The organism is Bacillus sp. FSL W7-1085 (assembly GCF_038595035.1).
Lineage (GTDB): Bacteria > Bacillota > Bacilli > Bacillales > Bacillaceae > Bacillus > Bacillus altitudinis.
The window spans coordinates 1,283,848-1,300,684 of the sequence record NZ_CP152000.1 but is presented as its reverse complement, the minus strand read 5'-3'; the positions used below and the strand labels follow the sequence as shown (position 1 = coordinate 1,300,684).

Here is a 16,837-nt window from a genome sequence, read left to right as displayed (position 1 = left end):
TCACTGTATTTCGCACAAAAGCGCACTGACCTAAAGCCAGTGCGCTTTTGTGATTTGCTTAAGAAGCACGAAGCAAACGAAGTCCGTTTAAAATAACCAAAATCGTACTGCCTTCATGCCCAATGACACCAAAAGGTAAATCAAGAACTTGTAAGAAATTCGCACAGATTAACAAACAAATAACTGTTAATGAAAAGATGATGTTTTGTTTAATGATTCGGTTCATCTTTCTTGAAAGACGGATCATCTTTGTTAGATTGTTTAAGTTATTTTTCATTAAAATGAGATCTGCTGTTTCTAAAGCAACATCTGTGCCTCCGCCCATTGCGACGCCAACATCCGCTGTGGCGAGTGCAGGTGCATCATTGATTCCATCTCCGACCATAATGATCGAATCACCTTGTTTTTTCAGTTGATTGACTTCATGTACCTTTTCATCTGGAAGACATTCAGCGACAACGGTTTGGATGCCTGCTTCCTCTGCAATCGCTTCAGCTGTTTTTTGCTGATCCCCTGTGAGCATGACGGTTTGGATGCCTAAATCATTCAGCTCCTGAATCATTTTTTTGGCTTCAGGTCTGATTTGATCCTTCAAACCGAGACAGCCGACGACTTCTTGATTTTTTTGAACATAGACAACTGTATATCCTTTGGATGAAAGAACATCACCATTCTCTTCAATGTCACGATCCATTGCAGCTTTTCCGGCAAAATCTTTCTTCCCAATCCGCCATGTGTCCTCATTTAATTGTGCTTCCACACCAAAACCTGATGTTTCTTCAATGGTTACGTGGGCTGCCCGCTCTGTATGATGCTCTTTTGCCATATCAGAAATGGCTTTAGCTAATGGATGGTTTGACTGACTTTCAATTTGATAGAGAGCATGATAAAAGGTCGATTCATCTTGCCCTTTTGCCAAGACCACTTTTTCAACAGCTGGTTTTCCACTTGTAATCGTACCCGTTTTATCAAATGCAATCATCGTACTTGTGCCCAGTTTTTCTAAAAAGACACTTCCTTTTACAAGCATACCGTTTCTTGCACCGTTTGAGATGAGTGAAAGAGCTGCTGGCATAATTGAGGCAACAAGTGCACAAGGCGAGGCAACCACCATAAACACCATCGCACGGTAGAACGTTTCACTCATGCTCCAGCCAAGTACAAAATGAGGTAGGAACATTAAAATCGCTACAGTGATGAGCACACCTTTTACATAGGCACCTTCAAATTTTTCAATAAACGCTTGGCTTGGCGATACACTTTCTTGTGCAGATTCCACAAGCTTAATGATTTTATGAAAAAGTGTTTCTTCATTATGTTTTGTTACTTCTACTGTTAATGAACCATTTAAATTCACTGTTCCTGCAAACACATCTTCCCCTTGCCCTTTTTCCTGAGGCACCGATTCACCCGTTAAGGCAGATTCGTCTACACTTGTTCTTCCGCTCATGATCACACCATCTGCTGCAATTCGTTCGCCCGCTTTGATTAAAATACGGTCGCCTGGCGTAAGTGAAGAAGCAGCGATTTGGATGGTGGTGCCATCTTCTTCAATTAAAGTGGCTTCATTTGGAGCGATACTCATTAAGGCCGTTAAGTCTTTTTTACTTTTATTTGACGTATACGTTTCTAGCGCACCGCTAAGCGAAAAAATAAAAATTAAAATGGCGCCCTCTGCCCAGTAGCCAATGATCGCTGAGCCTATCGCAGCAAATATCATTAAAAGTTCTACATTTAATGTCTTGGATGAAATGGTTTCTTCAATTCCTTCCTTTGCCTTTGCAAAACCACCAATAACAAAAGCAAGAATGAAAAGAGGAATACTCCACATCGTTTCATCCTTTAGAAACCATCCAATCAAGATGAGAATCCCCGAAATACCTGCTGCGATTAATTCTCCGTGCTGTGCCCATTTTTGAAAGAGCGAGTTGGATCCTTTTTGATCTGTCGTTTGATAAAGTGCTGTATTCTCATTCATGATTACTTTCCCCTCTCTAATTGATAATGATTTTCACATTATCAATCGTTGCCCGTTCCGTTTATCATCTATATTTTCTGCTATTTCAAGCTTTTTATAGGTCTGTAACTCATTATAACAGGTTCTGATCAATTTTCAATTAATAATTATTATAATTTCTTTTTGATAATAATTATCATTATTAGTGTCCGACATTTCTTCCTCTTTCTGAGCACATTTTATTCATCTGAAAGGTAATTGAACACAAAAAAGAACCAACGGATCGCCCATTGGTTCTTTACAGAAAGCTTGTGTTCTACGAATTTGTCCACTCTTTGATTTGTTTTTTCGTCAGCGGACCTACATGGTTTTTGACCACTTCACCCTTTTCATTGATGAAAAAAGTCGTCGGGATCGTAATAATTTGGTATTTCTTCATCATTTCGCCGTGCTCATCGAGAACGATCGGAAATGTGAACTTTCTGTCTTTCACAAATTGGGCAACTGCATGCTTGCTTTGCTCAGCACCAAGTAAATTCACAGTTAGTATGTCTACATCACTTTGATTTTCTTTCACGATCTGTTCAAAGGCTGGCAGCTCCATTTTGCAGGACGGGCACCACGTTGTCCAAAAATGCAGAATGGTCCGCTTCCCTTTCACCGGGATCACCTGCGTTTCACCTGTTAATGTAGGAGCTTCTATCCTCGGCGCCATTACAGGCTCTTTTGCTTCAGCCTCTATGTTCATCAGAAATAAAAGAAGGGTCATCATGAGAAGACTGGCGGGTAGATATTTAAAATTCATCAGCATCTTCCTTCCTGATTTTCCTATAGCTTGCCCGCTAGCTGCACATGACATTCAAGCTTTTTTCAATGTAAGAAACATGGAGACGCCGAGTTCCTTGCAAATCGTCGCATAATGCAAAGCCGTTAATAGCAGCATCCCCGTGTTCATTCCTAAGATAACGCCCATCATATTTAAGGATTCAATGGACCCTAGGAAATACACCATAGAGAACGACACCACGTGCACCCATATATTATGTAGGAACACATCTTTAATGAGACCCATACCAATTAAGCACGCTTGAAACGGCATGACGAACAGGTGGCATAAGAAGTAAGGCCATAGCAGCTGCAAGTAGACGGCTGCTTGAGGTGAGTCAAAAAAGAGCTGCGTGAGCGGATAAGCGAAATAATACATGATCATCACGGCTGGCACCCCATAGCCAAACGTAATGAGAATCGCTTGTCTGACACGTTTTTTCACGAGATCATACTGCCCCAAGGCATAGGCTTCTGATACATTCGGAATCATCACAATCATAATGGAATGAGCGATAAACGCCGGAAAAAAACCAATCGACATCGCTACGCCAGCAAGCATTCCGTAATGATCAACAGCAAGCGTACCAGAAATGCCCGCTGCAACGAGGGCTCCTTTGATTAAAAACGGTTCAACCGCATTAGCAATGGCATGAAAGATACGCATACCTGTTGTCGGAATGGAGACTGCTAACAAACGTTTTCTGACGTCAATCCCTCTTAACTCAACCGATCTGACATTCACAGCATTTTTCGCCATGACGTATTGGGAATATAAATAGATAAAGACGACGAGATCACTTGCAACAATCACACCAATCGCGATAAGCACCGCTGTTTCAATATCAAACGAATACCAATGAAAAAACAAAAATAAACAGATAAGCTGGATCGTTTTTTTCAGCATATTGGCTAGAGCAATTCTACCCATTTGCTGCTTGCCCATAAAATAACCGCGTGCAATGGACGTAAATGCGATGATTGGAATAAGTGACAGAACCAATCCCTTCATCAGCGGATGATACGATTGAAATACAGGAATGAAAGGCAGTACAATGGCTGCTATTGTCGTTGTTGTGCATGTCACCACAAGCGTCATTTTAAATGCATGGCGAAGCATACTTTTATGAAGCCGCTCATGCGATTCTGCAATGAATTTAGAAATGGAGACTGGCAGCTCTAAGCTGGCGATCACAAGAACAAGCATGATGATGGGAAGGATGCTCATATATAAACCCATTCCATGTTCTCCAAGCTCTCTCGCTAAAATCATATTGACTAAAAACTCGATACACTCAGCAATGAAAGCTGCGACAGATAGCAGAATGACCCCTTTTACAAATCGATTCATGTAGCCTCCCCTTGTCTAAAAGCAAATTCTTTTCACATTCTATGAGACAAGTCCTGAAAATATTTTAATAATTGAAGACAAAAAAACAGCGACTGATTGATCGCTGCTTTTCTTTACACTGCAAACACGTGACGGCCAATGCGTTCTACAATTTTACGAGAACGAATCCAGTTATCTGTCGCCGTTTTTGGATTATAAAAATAAATCGCCTTTGTTGTTCTGTCATCTTCTTTGACAACCTGCTTCACAGCTTTTACGGAATCCTGGTCTGCCTTATCATTGATACTTCCATTTGATACGGGCTGGAAGGCATTTCGCTGATAAATCACGCCTCTGACACTGTCAGGAAAAGAGCGGTGTTCTACGCGGTTTAAGACGACGCTTGCTACAGCTTTTTTCCCTGCGTAAGATTCACCTTTTGCTTCTGCATGTACCAACCGAGAAAGCAAGTCCATTTCTTCATTAGAATAGTGTGATTGATTTCTTGAGCTTGCTGGCTTTGCCGTTTCCTTTTTCTTCGGCTTCGGTTTTGATGCCTTTTCCTCTGTTGATGTGCTTAGCATTTTCACTTTCGGCTGATGTTTCTCCTCTGAAAACGCTGGAATCACGGTATGCTTATTATCTTGATCTATATATGAAAGCTGATGCTTTTCAGGTGCTTGTTCAAGTTTCTGACTTAATGTGCCCTCTTGCTCTTGTATATTGTCCATCTTGATCGCTGAGATGAGCATAAGGATGGCAAAAAGAGCTGTATGAATTTTGATCATTCGCCTCATTCCTCCCTTAATTAATGTAGGCCGTAAGATACTTGTCCACTCTAACAAGAGCTTCTTCTATTTTCACGCACAAAGATTTTCATGCCTGTCCAAATTCCGTCATTAAATGGCATGTCCTAGTTGAAATACGCATGAACTGGTAATGTAAGCGTTTAATATAGTCTCTTTTTAGCCTATAATCATCCTTATGCTCCTGATTATGGGTTATTACATTTTCTTTTCATATGTATCAAGCTGGTTTGAAGTGTGACAAAAGAACCAAAATAAAAAGCTTTTTCTCATGAATGAGAAAAAGCTTTAGCTTCTTGCTTCTTTAAGATATTCAAAAATAACATCTCCACCATGCTTGGCGATTCCGCGAAAATGTTTAAAATCATCTTGATTGACCAATACAGAACGAAATGTTAAAAAATCATCCTTTTGAATGGTCACTTGTTTTTCAGTACCATTCCGTAATGATTCTAGTATTGTGTTGATGTGTTCTTCAGTCAAAAAAATCGCTCCTTTTCAGCCTTGATCAAATATTAAATATACCATTCGTTTTCAAAGCGTACAACGAAAACGAAAGAAAAACGTCTTTATCCTTTACATTGGTATGAAAATATTGCAAAATACTTTTTAATAGGGAATGAAATCTGTTTTTAAAGGAGAGGGATCGGTTGAAGATTGCAAAAATTGGGAATGTGATCGAATTTAGAAATGGTTTAACAGGTGTAGTTGAAAAAGTGAATGAAAACTCTGTTATTGTGGATGTCACCATTATGGACAACTATAGAGATTTAGAACTGGATTCACTAACAGTCGTTAATCATAAAAACTATAAAATCATCAAAGACTCCGTACATTAATTTGCAATCCTCAATTCAGACTACCGTTACATAAAGATATACACAGCAAAGCTGACTCGTGTCACAGCTCTGTTCTCTTTTGACAATCACATATGAAAAAGGCTGACTACCATATAAAGTGGCGTCAGTCTTTTTGCGCGTGAAAGGTTTGCATTTCCGCTTTTGTTTTGTACATATCAACTTCTTCAGGTGTTATCACGCCTTTATCAATTAAAAGGGCGATCACTCCAAGTAATGTGGAGGCACTCCATTTATATCGTTCTTTGTTTTGATGTTCAAGCATCTGAAGCTCTTCCCTTAATTCCATTAGCAGCTTCTCTGTTTTGTCTTCTTTGTTTGCCAACACAAACGCCTCCATTTTCATTCGCTCGTTTCAATTTTATCTTAAAGTAAATATATGAAGAATAAAAGCATGATACACCTTTACAAACATACGTTCTGTCGTGTATACTATACATACGAGCTGGTAGCCCCCAGCCGTCCTAGCAAGTTCTATTCCTATTGGTATGAGAAGAGTGACATGACTCTTCTCTTTTTTTATGTGAAATCATAATCTATTCCATAAAAAAAGACATGTCATCCACATGTCTTTTTTTATTTATTAGCGATTATCAATCGTTTCTGGATACATATCGTGATTCATCATACGATACGATGCCATCTCTTCATACTTTGTCCCAGGTTTTCCGTAGTTCGTATACGGATCAATTGAAATACCGCCTCTTGGTGTAAATTTGCCCCATACTTCAATATATCTTGGGTCCATTAATTCAATGAGGTCGTTCATGATAATATTCATACAATCCTCATGGAAGTCACCGTGGTTACGGAAGCTGAACAAATATAATTTTAATGATTTACTTTCGACCATGATTTCATTTGGGATGTAGCTGATATACACGGTCGCAAAATCTGGCTGCCCTGTTTGCGGGCAAAGTGATGTGAATTCTGGGCAGTTGAATTTCACAAAATAATCTCTATTCGTATGTTTATTCGGGAACGTTTCAAGCACTTGTGGTGCATAGTCAAACAAGTAATTGGTCCCCTGGTTTCCTAGTAAAGTGACACCTTCTAATTCTTCTGGTTTTCTTGTCGTCATTTTGTTTCTTCCTTTCTATACGCCTCGTTTATTTCCCCACAATAGCGTGTGCAGTTGTGGTAAGACTCTCACACGATTCAAATCAGGATCTTGCGCTACTTGATCTACAAGCATTTCGTATTTCTTTAATAAGTGCGTTAATAAGTACGCATCATCAGCTGTCGTCGTATCATCATTTCCAACTTGCAAATAAAAGGGGAGTTCTGGGTATTTCGCATGAACATCCTTTGCATAGGCTAGATCAAGATCATCAAAGATCACGACCTTCAGGCTTGCATGTTGCAACCTGTTTCCCTTTTTCAATTCATCTATGATACGCGTAAGTTTCGTAAAATCGGTTTTCATATTTGAACTTGGTGGTTTTGGAGAAATGGTTAAATCATCTATCTTCAAAAACCAATCTTGATACATCGTTCCCTGCGTTTCAAGCGCCGTATCAATTCCTTCTTCATGCAATAAATCAATAAGTGATTCCATTTGTTTTAAAAGCGCAGGATTCCCACCTGAAATGGTGACATGAGAAAAAGCCTTTCCACCTATTCTCTTCAGCTCTTTTACAATGTCCTCTGCCTGAAGCCACTGAATATCATGCTTAGCTGATCCATCCCATGTAAAAGATGAATCACACCAGCTGCAAGAGTAGTCACAGCCAGCCGTTCTGACAAACATGGTTTTTTGACCAATAACCATTCCTTCTCCTTGAATGGTCGGACCAAAGATTTCTAAGACAGGAATCGCTTTAGTCATTGAGCTCAACTCGTTTCGGACGGTAAATGCAGTAGCTTGTTGGTGTCTCTCTGACAAAAACTTGAACACATACTGGTTTGTTCGCTAAAGTCGTTAAATATGCGGCCACTTTATCATACACAGTCTTTGCGACAACCTCAGTGGTTGGCATCGCATATGGATCATTCGATGAGAATTCTTCATGGTCATTGAGCAGTGTATGGTCGTACTGTCCATGAATGAGTTTTTTTAGCGTGCTAAAATTCACAAGGAAACCTGAATCATCTAGATGATCTCCTGCAATCGTAATGTTAATCGTATACGTATGACCATGTACGCGGCTACAAGCGCCAGCATCTTCTCTCGGGATAAAATGGGCTGCCGATACATGCATATCTTTATTTAATTCAAACGAAAATGGATGATTCGTCTGTGGATAGATTTGAGAAAGCATTTAGTTCGCCTCCTTCATGTCCATATAAGTGTCATAGCCATTTTTCCGAAGTTTACATGCAGGACATTCCCCGCAGCCATCAGAAATGATGCCATTATAGCAAGTGAGCGTTTCATTTTTCACAAAATCTAGCGCATTCAGTTCATCAGCCAGTTTCCACGTTTCAGCTTTATTCAGCCACATGAGCGGCGTATGGATGACAAATGGTTTTTCCATTGCCAAATTCACGGTGACGTTACAAGATTTCACAAACTCATCTCGGCAATCTGGGTAGCCGCTAAAGTCTGTCTCGCACACACCCGTGATAATATGACGTGCTCCAATTTGATACGCAAGAATGGATGCAAATGATAAGAAAACTAAGTTTCTCCCCGGAACAAATGTGGAAGGCAGTTCTCCTTCTTTTTCTTCAATATCAATGTCATCTCTTGTTAAGGCATTGGGTGCAAGCTGATTTAAAAGAGACATATCTAATAGATGATTTTTCACACCTAGCTTGTCAGCAATTCTTTTGGCAACATCAATTTCTTCTTGATGACGCTGATTATAATGAAAGGTTACCGTTTCAACCTCTTTAAATTGTTGAAGTGCCCATAGTAAACATGTCGTACTGTCCTGTCCCCCGCTAAAGACAACGACCGCTTTTTCATTTTTCATTTTTCCTTTTCCTCCTTTTGCAGATCCGCACCTCCGCACAAAGCTGCATCTGAAAGGTTCATGAAAACCCCTATTTTTCTCAAAAGAAAAGACACCTTTACATGTGTATGAGGTGTCCCAGCCATAAAAAATAAAAAATGCCACATCCAAGGATACGGCAAGTCCTTAGTTTTTTATAGAGGGTTTTGCTAGAACCTCTCCCGTTTTCACGGATTTTTGTTCAATTTTCACAGAGGATAGTGTACCACATAATTGGTGTACAAGCTATCCCTTCTTTACTTATCACCTGATGCAGGCACTTTTTTCAGACAAAGAAAGAGGATAAAAAAGATACTGACATAGCCAAAAACAGGGTAAACCGTTGAAATGAGTGTGCCGTATCCAATTTTACTGATGACATAACAGCAAAGCAGAATAAAGGATATCGTATACATACTGTTCAATCGGATATACGCCCTCACCTGTCTTTCGAGACCGTATAAATTCCCTATAACGGATGTAAAGACTTCACCAAAGATCACGAATAAATAGATGAGATGAATAGAGTTTGCGACTTGATACACCACTTGGGCCATCGGAATATCATACGCCTCCAGCATATCTAATGAAGAAAGGGATAAAAAGCAGGCGAGCAGAATGAGTGTCAGCATCAGACCTCCAAGCACCGCTCCCCTTTTTATGACGGCTTCGGATGTCATTTCGTTTGCGACCGGTACTAATACGGCTTGAGACAGCGCTAAATTAAATGCACCATACGAAATCGCAGACAACATCCATTCGCCCTCTCCCATTTGCAGCCCCAGAACGTGGCTTTCACCGCTACTAAACACAAATGAGTCTAGAAACACAATCAGCGAAAAGAAAATCAGCATTGGAACGACAAGTACATTGACACCAAATAACCCTTTTGAACCTTTAAAAAGGACAATGACACTTAAAATAATCGTTAAAAAAATACCATATTCTTTTGAGATGCCAAGTTGTTCTTCAAAAATAGCGCCTGCTCCAGAAATCATCACTGACGTCACACCTAGTAAGATAAAAAACATGACGATGTTAATATATCGACTCGCAGCAGCTCCAAATAAAAACCGATTCATATCTTGATAAGACTCCGCTTCAATTCGTTTGGAAATAAGCATCATTTTTGCGCCAAGGCCGGTAAAAATAACACCGCTAATCAAAATCCCGATCAATCCAATCCAGCCAAAACGAACAAAAAATTCTACGATTTCTTTTCCTGTCGCAAACCCAGCTCCAACCACTGTTCCTACATATACAAAGGCAAGCTGAAAAGCGGATTCATTTGAACGTTTCATATGACCCCTCCGCACCCATCACTTTCGATTGTCTCTTTTTTATCCTATGAGACAAGTTCCTTGAAAAGAAGGACAAACCATGATTAAATGCAAAAAAGGATGTTTCATTCAGCTATGAGCAAAACAGTTGAAAGTCAAAATAGGTCAGAGTATACTATAGTCAAAGATGGTCAAACAACAGACCATTTTATTTAACATTCATTGGTCAAATAAAGTCAAACTTTATTTTAAGGAGGTCATGGCTCATGCGTTGTCAACATTGTCAAGTAAATGAAGCAACTATTCGCCTGAATATGCAAGTAAATTCGTCCCGTAGCCAAATGGTTTTATGTGAAGACTGCTATACCTCTTTGATGGAACAGTCAAAAATGAAAATGGGTCCTAACCTTTTCGGAGGCAGCTCATTCTTCTCTGAGCAAGCAGGACATGCGACGAGCCAAGAGCGGCCTAAACAAAAAGGCTTACTCGATGAGCTTGGCCGGAACTTAACGGATGGCGCACATGCTGGTTTAATCGATCCTGTCATTGGCCGTGATGAAGAAGTCACAAGAGTCATTGAGATTTTAAATAGAAGAAATAAAAACAATCCTGTCCTCATTGGTGAACCTGGTGTTGGTAAAACGGCCATAGCCGAAGGACTAGCATTAAAAATTGCAAATGGAGATGTACCAAATAAATTAAAGAACAAACAAGTTTATTTATTAGATGTCTCTTCACTTGTGGCAAACACAGGTGTACGTGGTCAATTTGAAGAACGGATGAAGCAATTAATCAAAGAATTGCAAAGCCGTAAAAATATCATCTTATTCGTTGATGAAATTCATCTTCTTGTAGGCGCAGGCTCTGCCGAAGGGTCAATGGATGCCGGAAACATTTTGAAACCAGCTCTAGCTCGAGGGGAACTGCAACTAGTAGGTGCGACGACATTAAAAGAGTATCGTCAGATTGAAAAAGATGCTGCCCTTGAACGCAGGTTCCAGCCTGTCATCGTTGATGAGCCAACACAGGATGAAGCATTCGAGATCTTAAAAGGCATTCAGGATAAGTATGAAGCCTATCATGGCGTCACCTATTCTGACGAAGCCATTAAAGCGTGTGTTCAATTATCTTCGCGGTATATTCAAGACCGCCACTTGCCAGATAAAGCCATTGATTTAATGGATGAAGCAGGTTCAAAAGCGAATCTTTCCATTGATGCAGCAAGTGAAGATGAATTAACAAACCGTCTTGCGCAAATTGCCGCTGAAAAACAAGCTGCTTTAAATGAAGAACGATATGAAAAAGCAGCGAAGCTTCGAGACGAAGAAGAAGCGATTGAAGCGAGATTGCAAAACAAAACAAATGACAAAGAACATGTCGTCACAGCTGAGGACATTCAGTCGATTGTAGAACAAAAAACAGGTATCCCTGTCGGCAAACTACAAGCAGACGAACAAACAAAAATGAAAGAAATTGATGTCCGCTTAAAAGCCCGCGTCATTGGTCAGGAACATGCGGTTGAAAAAGTGGCGAAAGCCGTAAAAAGAAGCAGAGCCGGCTTAAAATCAAAACATAGACCAACTGGCTCCTTCCTATTCGTTGGGCCAACAGGCGTCGGGAAAACCGAATTGTCTAAAACATTAGCGGAAGAATTATTTGGCTCAAAAGAAGCGATCATTCGTTTAGATATGAGTGAATACATGGAGAAACACTCCGTGTCCAAAATCATCGGTTCTCCTCCTGGTTACGTTGGACATGATGAAGCCGGACAGCTCACGGAAAAGGTTCGCAGAAAACCATACAGCATCATTTTGCTCGATGAAATCGAAAAAGCGCACCCTGATGTCCAGCATATGTTCCTTCAAATCATGGAAGATGGTCGTCTAACAGACAGCCAAGGCAGAACCGTCAGCTTTAAAGACACAGTCATCATTATGACAAGTAACGCTGGCAGCACAGATAAAAAAGCGGTCAAAGTCGGATTCCAGTCTGAACAAGAAGAAGCCATCGAAGAACAATCATTGATTGATTCGCTGAGCGCTTATTTCAAACCGGAATTCTTGAACCGTTTTGACAGCATCATTCAGTTTGATTCATTAGATAAAGACGATTTAGTCAAAATTGTGGATCTTCTGCTCAAAGATTTGTCAGAGCAGTTAAAAGAACAAAATCTAACTGTTCACGTCACAAACGAAGCGAAAGAAAAAATCGCTGAACTTGGTTATCATCCAGCATTTGGGGCTCGTCCGTTACGAAGAACGATTCAAGAGCATGTTGAGGATCAAATGACGGACATCTTGCTTGAAGAAGAACAACTTACTGGATTTACAGTCGATGTTGAACATGACGAAATTGTTGTGAAAAAGAGCTAAGTACATCCTAAGGAGGATCTTCAGCTCCATCATGTTGCAGTGTCTAAATTCCATCTGAGCGCCGACGCTCCCCCGCCTCTTTTCCTTTACGATAAAAGAAAAAGAGGTGGATTACATGGATCACATGATCAATTGGAACTACGATTTGATCAAAATCATACATGAAGAAAAATTAAAAGAATTGCTCTTAGATGAAACAGCTCAAAAAAGATGAAGTTTCCAGATTGTTGACAAAGGGCTAAAATGAACTTGATTTTAGCCCTTTGTCTTCTTTTCAGCGTGATAGAAAACCTTTGCAGTCTAGGAAGGACAGCTACTTGTGCGGAGCGAATTTGGCATTCGTGAGCACCAGAGCGCAGGACTGACACCGAATGCGAGGGTTTGTCTACACGCTGAAAACTCCCTTTTATATGAGGGAGTTTCTTTTTTTACGGCTTTCAGAAAGCGCTTTCGTCAAAATTTCTTCACATAAACTGTCTTAATTTTATATTCTGACTAAAACCCTTCTAGAAGACACCGATATTAACTATAGAAAAAGATAGTTAAAGGATTTGGTGAGATAATGGACAAAACATCGTTAATTGGTATTATTTTAGCATTTATTGCACTGAGTGTCGGTATGGTTTTGAAAGGTGTGAGTCTAACCGCTCTTATCAACCCGGCGGCTATATTGATCATTGTGGTTGGGACAATTTCAGCTGTTGTCATTGCCTTCCCATCTAGTGAAATTAAGAAAACACCAAAATTATTCGGCAAAATTTTCAAAGATAGCAAACTTCCAACGATACAAGAAATGATTCCTCTATTTTCAAACTGGGCACAAATTGCTCGTCGTGAAGGTCTTTTGGCATTAGAGGCAAATCTTGAGGAAGTCGATGACGATTTTCTAAAGAACGGCTTAAGCATGGCAGTTGACGGTCAAAGTGCTGAATTTATTCGCGACGTCTTAACTGAAGAAGTCGATGCCATGTCGGAGAGACATCAGTCAGGCGCATTAATCTTTACACAAGCTGGTACATACGCTCCGACTCTAGGGGTACTTGGTGCCGTTGTCGGACTTATTGCCGCACTTGCAAACATGGGAGACATTGAAGCACTTGGACATGCGATTAGTGCTGCCTTCGTCGCCACACTGCTTGGGATTTTTACAGGGTATGTGTTGTGGCATCCATTTGCCAACAAGCTGAAGCGTAAATCTAAGGAAGAAGTAAAGCTTCGTCTCATTATGATTGAAGGGATTCTTTCTGTCCTTGAAGGCCAGTCTCCAAAGGTCATTGAACAAAAACTTCTGATGTACTTACCAGCAAAAGAACGTGCAAATCTTGTCATTGAAGAAGGAGAAAAACAGAATGGCTAGGAAACGTAAAAAACATGATCATGAAGACCATGTAGATGAGTCTTGGCTGATCCCTTACGCCGATCTTCTTACGCTTCTTCTCGCCCTCTTCATTGTGCTGTTTGCATCTAGCTCCATTGATGCGGCAAAATATGAACAGATGGCTAAATCGTTTAATGTTGTCTTTACTGGCGGCACTGGCGTAATGGACCAATCAAGCATGCAGAGCACCGAAGAAACAGAAAACAGCAATCAAACCAAAAAATCAGCAGAAGATGAAGAAGAAGAAGCAAAAGCGAAAGCTCGTGACCAAGCGGTATTAACAAAGGTTAAAAAGCAAGTAGATTCATTCATTGCGGATAAAAAACTTGGTTCTAAGCTTGAAACAAAGCTGACGGATGAAGGTCTGCTTATTACAATTGAAGACAGCATCTTCTTTGATTCTGGGCGAGCGGTGATCCGCTCGCAGGATGTTCCGTTAGCCAAAGAAATATCCAAGCTGCTCGTCATTAACCCTGCTCGTGACATCGTCATTAGCGGACATACAGATAACGTTCCGATTCGGAATTCTGAATTTGAATCCAACTGGTATTTAAGCGCCATTCGTGCGGTCAACTTTTTAAATATTCTCCTTGAAAACAGCAACCTAGACCAAGAGAACTTTAGCACAAAAGGTTACGGTGAATTTAAACCGATTGCCTCTAACGATACCGCAGAAGGCAGAAGTAAAAACAGACGCGTCGAAGTTCTTATTTTGCCAATTGAGAAAAAAGCAAAATAAATAGGAAGCCAGCAGCTTCCTTTCAGATCATGACAAAGGGCTAAAATGATGTTTATTTTAGCCCTTTGTCTTTCTTATGAGCGCGATTGAAAGCGCTTGTCGTTTATCGGTGCGCAGGACTGACACCATATGCGAGGATTAGTCTACATACTAAAAAGGAAGCCACCGGCTTCCTTTTTTATGTGTTTATTCTTTATGATCATATAAATGCTTGGCACGCAGTCCTACATGTTTGAGCATATCGATGCAGGCATCCTTTTCCTCTTCACTAAGCACACTGATCATCTCGTGAATCTCTTTTGCATGATCTGGGAAGATGTCATCAAGTAAAGCTCTTCCCTGCTCCGTAATATGTGCAAATGTCACCCTGCGGTCTTCTGCACAAGCTTTCCGGCTAAGGAGTTCTTTTTTCTCCAATTTATCAACCACATACGTGATGCTTCCGCTTGCGAGTAAGATCTTATCACCTATTTGCTGAAGCGGCTGATCACCTTTATGATACAGCAATTCTAATACAGCAAATTCAGTCGGATTCAGACCGTGCTTCACAATATGTTTGTTCATGTGGTGATTAATGGAGCGATAGGCACGTGATAGTACAATAAATAATTTCAAAGATTTCTCAACATTATGATTTTCCATTTTTTATCATCCTTTATGAAATGCAACCCACTAATGTGACATTAATAAACAATAAGTAAAATGTCAACATGTTGAACCATTTTTAGCATGAAAAAGAGACCAGAACGAATCACCTAATTTTTTAAAAATCTCACAAGTCATCGTAATAAAGATAGGTTCAATGCTATAATAAGTCTATTAGGTAATACGTTGGAGCGATGAATCATGAGTATACTGAAAGGGTTTTGGAAGAAGATCAAGCTTTACCTTATTTTGGTCGTGATTCCAACCCTCATCATTAGTTATTTTATCTACGAAAAAGAAACTGAGAAAATTGATGTAAAAAACAAACAAACCGCTACACTTATGTTAAATATTCACAAAAACCAAATGAATTATTTAATCAGTGAAACAGAAGCAAGATTAACTTCCCTTGCCATGGGATTTGACCAGCCGCTTGAAGCGAAAAGAGTACAAAACATCCTAGAGAAAATCTATAAACAAGAACCTCGTTTTTCAGGCCTGTATCTCCTAGACCAAAAAGGAAATGTCACAGCCAGCACCACACCATTAAAGGAAAAAATCAACCTGTCATTTAGAGATTACTTTAAACGTATTCAAGTCACAAAACAGACCGTCATCACAGATAACTATGTAAGCCGCATTACTAAGCAGCGGATTCTCTCCATTTGTGTCCCTGTTTTGAATGAGAACGACGAAGTCACAGATGTGCTAGTCGCTGCGATTCAAATTGATTATTTAAGAAATATTATGAATGTATTAAACCCAGAGCTTCATTTTAAGATGCTGAATCAAAATGGAGACGTTGTGTTTACAAGTGGTCCACAGCCAGCATCTGAAAGTGATAGCACCGTGTCTACATATTTAGATGAAAACAGCTGGAAGCTGGAGGTTTTTCCGCAGCGTGCGACAACAAGTGAAGTCCTGTCTGTGATGCTGTTTCCTTTATCCAGTGCGTTTATTCTCTTAAATATCTTATTCACACTCGTCCAATATATCATTTTAAGACGACAAACCCAGCAGGAACGCCACCAAAATGAAGCACAAAAACTTGAACTCATTGGAACACTTGCGGCAAGTACAGCGCATGAAATTCGCAATCCATTAACAGGCATTAGCGGGTTTATTCAACTTTTGCAAAAGAAGTATCGTTCAGAAGAGGATCAGCTTTATTTTTCTGTCATCGAGGAAGAAATTAAACGGATTAACCAAATCGTCAGTGAGTTTCTTGTGCTAGGAAAACCAACGGCTGAAAAGTGGCAAAATAATTCTGTGAAGGAAATTGTGAGTGAGATCATGCCCATTGTATTTTCTGAGGCGAACCTTTATAATGTCGAGGTTGATTTGCAAATCAATACCATTCAAGATGTTGGCGTGTATTGCACGAAGGATCACATTAAACAAGTGGTATTGAATGTAGCGAAAAACTCGTTAGAAGCGATGCCAAATGGCGGTCATTTGAAGATTGTCATTGAGGCTGAAAAAGAACAGGTCATCATAAAAGTGAAAGATACAGGTGAAGGTATACCAGAAGAGATGCTGAAACATATCTTCCTCCCTTTTATTACGTCGAAGGAAAAAGGAACAGGTCTTGGGCTTGTTGTGTGTAAACGAATCATTTCGATGTATGGGGGGACAATCGATATCGAGAGCGAAGTGAACAAAGGAACAACCGTAATCATCATGCTCCCTTCTGCACACTAATAGCTGAAGCA

At 40.0% G+C, this 16,837-nt stretch carries 17 protein-coding genes and 1 riboswitch; of the genes, 5 read left to right on the top strand and 12 right to left on the bottom strand.

The genetic code is table 11. The annotated features are described in order from the left end of the window. Positions 1–58 precede the first annotated feature (58 nt). From MKY11_RS06580 to MKY11_RS06560, 5 genes are all read right to left on the bottom strand, one after another. The gene (locus MKY11_RS06580) at positions 59–1,978 is read right to left on the bottom strand and encodes a heavy metal translocating P-type ATPase (RefSeq protein ID WP_342501957.1); all 1,920 of its coding nucleotides are present in this window, start codon (positions 1,976–1,978) and stop codon (positions 59–61) included. A 295-nt stretch (positions 1,979–2,273) separates the two neighbouring features. Next, positions 2,274–2,762: an endospore biogenesis thiol-disulfide oxidoreductase StoA gene (stoA, locus tag MKY11_RS06575; protein ID WP_340959710.1), complete on the bottom strand. Its 489-nt coding sequence runs from the start codon at positions 2,760–2,762 to the stop codon at positions 2,274–2,276. Between the two features lie 54 nt (positions 2,763–2,816). After that, positions 2,817–4,133, bottom strand: a complete 1,317-nt coding sequence (locus MKY11_RS06570; protein WP_041507392.1) for a polysaccharide biosynthesis protein — start codon at positions 4,131–4,133, stop codon at positions 2,817–2,819. Between the two features lie 113 nt (positions 4,134–4,246). Beyond that, entirely contained in the window at positions 4,247–4,900 is a 654-nt protein-coding gene (locus MKY11_RS06565; RefSeq protein WP_045035134.1) for a cell wall hydrolase, read from the bottom strand. Between the two features lie 306 nt (positions 4,901–5,206). Beyond that, complete coding sequence (locus tag MKY11_RS06560) at positions 5,207–5,401, bottom strand: hypothetical protein (protein WP_008348081.1); 195 nt, start codon at positions 5,399–5,401, stop codon at positions 5,207–5,209. Positions 5,402–5,568: 167 nt separating this feature from the next. Between MKY11_RS06560 and MKY11_RS06555 the strand changes: the two genes are divergently transcribed. After that, entirely contained in the window at positions 5,569–5,757 is a 189-nt protein-coding gene (locus MKY11_RS06555) for a DUF2187 family protein (protein WP_003211747.1), read from the top strand. A gap of 124 nt (positions 5,758–5,881) precedes the next feature. On the opposite strand, the gene MKY11_RS06550 is transcribed toward MKY11_RS06555, so the two are convergent. The 6 genes from MKY11_RS06550 to MKY11_RS06525 all read right to left on the bottom strand — a co-directional run bounded on the left by MKY11_RS06550 (position 5,882) and on the right by MKY11_RS06525 (position 10,012). Then, positions 5,882–6,100, bottom strand: a complete 219-nt coding sequence (locus MKY11_RS06550) for a hypothetical protein (protein WP_017367128.1) — start codon at positions 6,098–6,100, stop codon at positions 5,882–5,884. 258 nt (positions 6,101–6,358) lie between these two features. Then, a complete protein-coding gene (queF, locus tag MKY11_RS06545; RefSeq protein ID WP_003211403.1) occupies positions 6,359–6,856 on the bottom strand; it encodes a preQ(1) synthase in 498 nt (165 codons plus the stop codon). Between the two features lie 15 nt (positions 6,857–6,871). Continuing rightward, positions 6,872–7,603, bottom strand: a complete 732-nt coding sequence (gene queE, locus MKY11_RS06540) for a 7-carboxy-7-deazaguanine synthase QueE (protein WP_019743916.1) — start codon at positions 7,601–7,603, stop codon at positions 6,872–6,874. Continuing rightward, positions 7,596–8,036, bottom strand: coding sequence for a 6-carboxytetrahydropterin synthase QueD (gene queD / locus MKY11_RS06535; protein ID WP_024719651.1), 441 nt, complete (start codon positions 8,034–8,036; stop codon positions 7,596–7,598). The genes queE and queD overlap by 8 nt, the downstream gene beginning before the upstream one ends. Then, positions 8,037–8,693 carry a 7-cyano-7-deazaguanine synthase QueC gene (queC, locus tag MKY11_RS06530; RefSeq protein ID WP_008348090.1) on the bottom strand — a complete coding sequence of 219 codons (657 nt, stop codon included), beginning with the start codon at positions 8,691–8,693 and terminating at the stop codon, positions 8,037–8,039. It abuts the gene before it with no gap. 159 nt (positions 8,694–8,852) lie between these two features. Next, positions 8,853–8,897: riboswitch (PreQ1 riboswitch) on the bottom strand. A gap of 71 nt (positions 8,898–8,968) precedes the next feature. Then, the gene (locus MKY11_RS06525) at positions 8,969–10,012 is read right to left on the bottom strand and encodes a hypothetical protein (RefSeq protein WP_268356697.1); all 1,044 of its coding nucleotides are present in this window, start codon (positions 10,010–10,012) and stop codon (positions 8,969–8,971) included. Between the two features lie 245 nt (positions 10,013–10,257). Here MKY11_RS06525 and MKY11_RS06520 point away from each other — a divergent pair, with 245 nt between their 5' ends. From MKY11_RS06520 to motB, 3 genes are all read left to right on the top strand, one after another. Further along, positions 10,258–12,363 (top strand): ATP-dependent Clp protease ATP-binding subunit, encoded by a 2,106-nt coding sequence (locus tag MKY11_RS06520; RefSeq protein WP_035700539.1) that lies wholly within the window; start codon positions 10,258–10,260, stop codon positions 12,361–12,363. Positions 12,364–12,925: 562 nt separating this feature from the next. After that, on the top strand, positions 12,926–13,720 hold the full coding sequence (motA, locus tag MKY11_RS06515) for a flagellar motor stator protein MotA (protein ID WP_008346088.1): 795 nt from the start codon (positions 12,926–12,928) through the stop codon (positions 13,718–13,720). Further along, positions 13,713–14,480, top strand: coding sequence for a flagellar motor protein MotB (gene motB, locus MKY11_RS06510; RefSeq protein ID WP_024719648.1), 768 nt, complete (start codon positions 13,713–13,715; stop codon positions 14,478–14,480). The genes motA and motB overlap by 8 nt, the downstream gene beginning before the upstream one ends. 186 nt (positions 14,481–14,666) lie before the next feature. Here motB and MKY11_RS06505 read toward each other — a convergent pair whose 3' ends face one another. Further along, positions 14,667–15,122, bottom strand: a complete 456-nt coding sequence (locus MKY11_RS06505; RefSeq protein ID WP_003211701.1) for a MarR family transcriptional regulator — start codon at positions 15,120–15,122, stop codon at positions 14,667–14,669. Between the two features lie 204 nt (positions 15,123–15,326). Here MKY11_RS06505 and MKY11_RS06500 point away from each other — a divergent pair, with 204 nt between their 5' ends. Further along, complete coding sequence (locus tag MKY11_RS06500; RefSeq protein WP_007498739.1) at positions 15,327–16,826, top strand: ATP-binding protein; 1,500 nt, start codon at positions 15,327–15,329, stop codon at positions 16,824–16,826. Positions 16,827–16,837: the final 11 nt, after the last annotated feature.